The sequence below is a fragment of the Kitasatospora sp. Root107 genome (assembly GCF_001424875.1).
GTDB lineage: Bacteria > Actinomycetota > Actinomycetes > Streptomycetales > Streptomycetaceae > Kitasatospora.
In genome coordinates this window covers 1-4,397 of the sequence record NZ_LMCT01000057.1, presented here as the reverse complement: position 1 = coordinate 4,397, position 4,397 = coordinate 1, and the positions used below count along the sequence as shown (strand labels likewise).

Below are 4,397 nucleotides of genomic sequence, written 5' to 3'. Positions count from 1 at the left end.
CGCGCGCGAGGTCTACCACCACCTCACCAGCACAAACAGTGGCACACCCTGCCTGTCTTCTACAGCTTGACGATCTATAGAAGCTTCAGAGTCAAGCTGAGCCCTCAACGTCCTCACCAGGGCGGCAGATCCCGGACGGTTCGCGACGAAGACCAGGTACCGACGGTGGGTCAGGCAGCGCCGGCCCACGTGCGCCAGGACGCCATGCCGTGGCAGTCACCCTGCGGCATCAACCGACACCAGCCCGGCGCCGTCGGGCAGTTGGGGCAGCGGCACGAGTCCGGGACCCGGAGGGTCAGCCCATGCTCTTCGCGCCGTCCAGGGCCTCACGGATGATGTCGGCGTGACCGGCGTGCTGGGCGGTCTCGGCGATGATGTGCAGCAGGACGCGGCGGGCGGACCACCGGGCCTCGCCGTCGAACCAGGGCGCCTTCGGCAGCGGGTGGGAGCTGTCCAGGTCGGGCAAGCTGCCGACCAGCTCGTCGGTGCGGCGGGCGACCTCGGCGTAGTCGGCGAGCACTCCGGCCAGGGTCTCTCCGGGCAGCAGGTTGAAGCCGTCCCGACGGTGGGCCCAGTCCTCCTCGGTCATGGCGGTGAAGTCCGGCATTGCGGACGGGCCTTCGAGGATGAACCCGATCCAGCCCTTCTCCACTTCGCTGACGTGCTTGACCAGCCCGCCCACACAGAGCTCGCTCACGGTGGAACGCTCGGCGGCCTGCGCGTCGGTGAGTTCGTTCGCGGTGAAGCGCAGGAAGAACCGCGCCTTGCCGAGCTGCTCCAGCAGATCGGCGCGCTCGCCGGTGGGGGCCGGGGTCAGGGGGTGGGTGGTGGACTCGGTCATGCTCTCTCCGCCTTCGTGAGGTGTTGTCCCGTCGACGAGAGACACGCTAGGCGCGATACAGGTCAGATCCTGTCCTAGATCGACGTCGCTGTGGCGCCGGCTGCCGAGGAGGTCGTCGCCAACGTGGCCGGGGTGGACGGTGGGTGCTCCCGCCCAAGCGGCTGGGCACCCCTTCGTGTTCGGCCGGTGCTGTCGGCGTACGAGTCAACGTCAGGCGTACGCCGACAGCGGATAGCCGGGGAGGACGGGCGGGTGGACTACCCGGCACGAACTCCCCGCCCGGTAGTCCACCCCGACCCGCTCAGCCCGGTCAGGCAGCAGCCAGACCAGGACCAGGACCAGGGCAGCCACCGGCAGGGCCAGCAGGGCCCCAGCAGGCCAGCCACCACCACCCAGCCACCCGACCCAGCCCGTGTACCCGTCCCCTCTGGCAGCCCTTCTGGGCCGCCGCGCGCCGCGCCCCTCCCCACCACGCGCGGCCGGCCCCAGCCGGACGCCGAAGAAGAAAGCCCCCGGCAGAGCCAACCCAACCGACCAACGACAACTGCCACTACAACTACATAGACGGATGCCTGGCCGAAGCCCGTCTGCCTCTCACCTGTGACTGAGGTTCTCGGCTGACCTGCTCGGCCACTGAACCCTCGGCACTCGAATACTCAGCCCCGTCACCTCACCGACCCCACCCTGAAAGCCTCAGTAGACACTCACTTACGCGCCGGCGCCTGAGGGCTCCGCCCCGTACCAGGGCCGTAGCTGCAGGTACTTCTCCTTCATGGCCGGTCCAAGGTGCGCCTCGACCCCGTACCCGGGCTGCCCCTCATAGGGGAGGTTGTAGAGGAACGACGTCACGATGACCTCGAAGGCTCCGGGCACGCGACGACTCGTCTCTTCCTCCAGGAAGGCGAGGACCCGAAGCCAGTCGGGACCGTCCGCGTCCCCCTCCCCCAGGTATGAGCGCACGGTGTCCTGCACGACGTCCCAGAAGAACAGATAGGAGAGCACCTCATGCTCGTTGAAGACGTGGCACTCGTACGCGTCCTCGAAGCCGGGAACCTGAGAAACCAGGTCCTCCACGAGCCGTACGCCGGCAGCGTCCTTTTCGTCCGCCCCGCCCGTCCCGTCCGCCTTGTACTCCACTCGTTTCTCGCTGCCGTCGGGCGTCATGTCCCGGGACGCTACCTCAGACCCTTTACGGCCCTCATGCGAGTCTGACGGCCGTGGGTCAGGCGCTCTTCAGCTTTACCCGGCTCGGCTCCTTACCGTTCAGCGGGTGCTTGAGGCAGCGGCCCTGAGAGTGTCCGAGGCAGCCACGGTCAGGGGGTCGCCGTGCCCGAACAGGGCGGTGGCGACGTCAAGACCGGCCAGGCGGTGGAAGGACTCGATCGCCCGCTGCCGGTCGGTGTTGAAGACGCCCAGCATGGTCAGTCCGCCGACGTTCGCCACTGCGTCGCCGGTGAACAGCACCTGAGGCTCAGGCAGGTACAGCGCGAGCGAGCCGTCGGTGTGACCCGGTGCGGCCACCACCAAGGCGCCGCCGCCGAAGTCGACCATGTCGCCGTCCACCACCTCCCGGTCCACCCGGCAGGGAGGGGCCGGCGGCAGGGGTGGCAGCGAGGCGATGATCGGCAGCTCGAACTCCTCCAGCACCGGCGGCGGCCCGGCCACCTCACCTCGGATCACCGGGGCCTCCAGCCGGTGGGCCACCACCTCCGCCCCGTGCCGTTCGGCCAGTTCGGCGGCCGAGCCGCAGTGGTCCTCGTGGAAGTGGGTCAGCACGATCCGACGCAGCCGTCGTCCGTCCAGCGCGGCCTCGATGGTGGCCGCCCGGTCAGCGGTGCCGGTGTCGATCAGCGTCAACTCGTCGCCGTCACGCCACAGGTAGGCCGAGCCGACCTCGAAATGGAACATCTGCAGATCGGGGAGGACATCGATGATCTTCATACCTGCTGTTACGACCTTCCCCGCTCGGCGGTTCCGTCGTTCGCTGTCGGCCAAGTGCTCCCAACCCCACGGCCGGCCGGCGACCAGGGGTGTCCTGCCGAGCCGGGCGGGCGGGCGGGCGGGCGAGACGAGCGGCCGGGGCAAACGAGCACCGGCCCGCCAGGTGCGGGCGGGCACGGACCAGAACGGACCAGCGGACCAGGCCGGGCAGGCAACGGACCACCCGGCACGAACTCCGGCCGGGTTAGTCCACCCCGACCCACCAGACCAGACCAGCAGCGGGCCCGGCCACCGGCCCCGGCCTTGCCGCGCCAGCAGGGCCCACGGGCAGTTCAGCCTCCTCAGCAGCACGGCGGTCGCGTTTCACGAGGTCGTGCCGCGAGTGACATCAGCGGGAGCGGGACTGTGGCGGGTCGTGACGCCCCCCTCGTCGGGAGCACGGCGAGAGCTGGGCACCGGACTCAGCGCATACGAGGCCGCAGCCCTCGTAGCCGCGAACGTCCCCAAGGATGCGAGCCCCGCCGTCGAGGGCGGGTGGCCGGACGGCCCGGACCCCGCCTGAAGGCACCGCGACGCTGCCCGTTCCGGGCACAACGGCAGCGGCCACCAGGCGCAGCTGCTCGGCACCGGGACGGGCGGCCCGGCGGCCAGCGGCCGTGCCCGGACAACGGCCTGACGGACCGGCAGCAGCCCCCGGCGGGCGACAGCCCGCTGACCGTCTCACTTTGACGGCGTCTCAGCGAGGTTTGGCCGAGGCGGGGGCCGGGTGCCGGGTGCCGGGGCGGGGGCCGAGAGGAGGCCGCAGCTGGCACGCTCCTATGATCCGCAAGTGATCCAGCACCTCGCCCGCCCACCGCAGCTCGTCCGCATCACCTGTGCCGCCATCCTGGCGGTGACAGGCTGGTACGCCCTGCAGACCGTGCACCCCGACTGCACCTACGGAATGATCACCATGGGCGACGAGCACGGCAACCCCTTGCCCGACGCGCAAGGCAAAGTACAGACTCCCGAGGAGCAGAGCGCCGACGCCTACCAGCAGGCCATCGCGTCAGGCCAGTGCGAGGCCCCGCACGCCCGCTGGCACGACTGGCTCGGTTGAACACCGAGCGGACACAACCCCGGCTGACCGAGAGCCTGGAGGTGGCCGGGCAGCATTCAAACCCTGGCCACCTACGGAGCGCAGGCACATTCACCCCCTTCGGGGCCTCGCGGTGGCTGTGCGCCGTCAACGGCCAGGCGCAGCACAAGAACCTGTGTGCCATGAGGGTCATTGTGCCGTTCGGCCCCGACACTCAGGAGCAGGCGGCCAGGCTGTGTACGGGCCCGGCCGCCCCGAGGGCTTCACCCTGTGGTGCCCGGGCCGTGGGGATTTAGGTACCGGACGGTGTGGAGCAGGAGCAGCCGCGCGCCCTGATCGGGGCGCTCGCCGTGGCCGGCAAGCCGTCGCTGCAGTACCGGGAGATCGCCGCTGGGATGGGACTGACGAAGGCCGGCTTTACCGCGTAAAGCGCCACAAACGCGAAGAGGGGCCTGGTGCCCGGCCATTGTTCCGCTTCGCCTGATCACACCGCCCAGGTGCACGTCACGGATACGACGAAGCCTCCCTTCGCTGACC

Annotated in this window: 5 protein-coding genes; 2 read left to right on the top strand and 3 right to left on the bottom strand. The window is 70.0% G+C overall.

What is annotated here, in order from left to right:
* Positions 1-295: 295 nt before the first annotated feature.
* From ASC99_RS31125 to ASC99_RS31115, 3 genes are all read right to left on the bottom strand, one after another.
* The gene (locus ASC99_RS31125) at positions 296-841 is read right to left on the bottom strand and encodes a DinB family protein (protein ID WP_057238372.1); all 546 of its coding nucleotides are present in this window, start codon (positions 839-841) and stop codon (positions 296-298) included.
* Between the two features lie 708 nt (positions 842-1,549).
* Entirely contained in the window at positions 1,550-2,005 is a 456-nt protein-coding gene (locus tag ASC99_RS31120) for a hypothetical protein (protein ID WP_057238370.1), read from the bottom strand.
* Between the two features lie 99 nt (positions 2,006-2,104).
* Positions 2,105-2,782: an MBL fold metallo-hydrolase gene (locus ASC99_RS31115; protein ID WP_057238368.1), complete on the bottom strand. Its 678-nt coding sequence runs from the start codon at positions 2,780-2,782 to the stop codon at positions 2,105-2,107.
* On the opposite strand from ASC99_RS31115, the gene ASC99_RS42420 reads away from it, so the two are divergent.
* Both ASC99_RS42420 and ASC99_RS31110 read left to right on the top strand, forming a co-directional pair.
* On the top strand, positions 2,772-3,344 hold the full coding sequence (locus ASC99_RS42420; RefSeq protein ID WP_369825210.1) for a DUF6193 family natural product biosynthesis protein: 573 nt from the start codon (positions 2,772-2,774) through the stop codon (positions 3,342-3,344). The genes ASC99_RS31115 and ASC99_RS42420 overlap by 11 nt on opposite strands.
* A gap of 267 nt (positions 3,345-3,611) precedes the next feature.
* Positions 3,612-3,881 carry a hypothetical protein gene (locus tag ASC99_RS31110; RefSeq protein ID WP_057238365.1) on the top strand — a complete coding sequence of 90 codons (270 nt, stop codon included), beginning with the start codon at positions 3,612-3,614 and terminating at the stop codon, positions 3,879-3,881.
* The last annotated feature ends 516 nt before the right edge of the window (positions 3,882-4,397 follow it).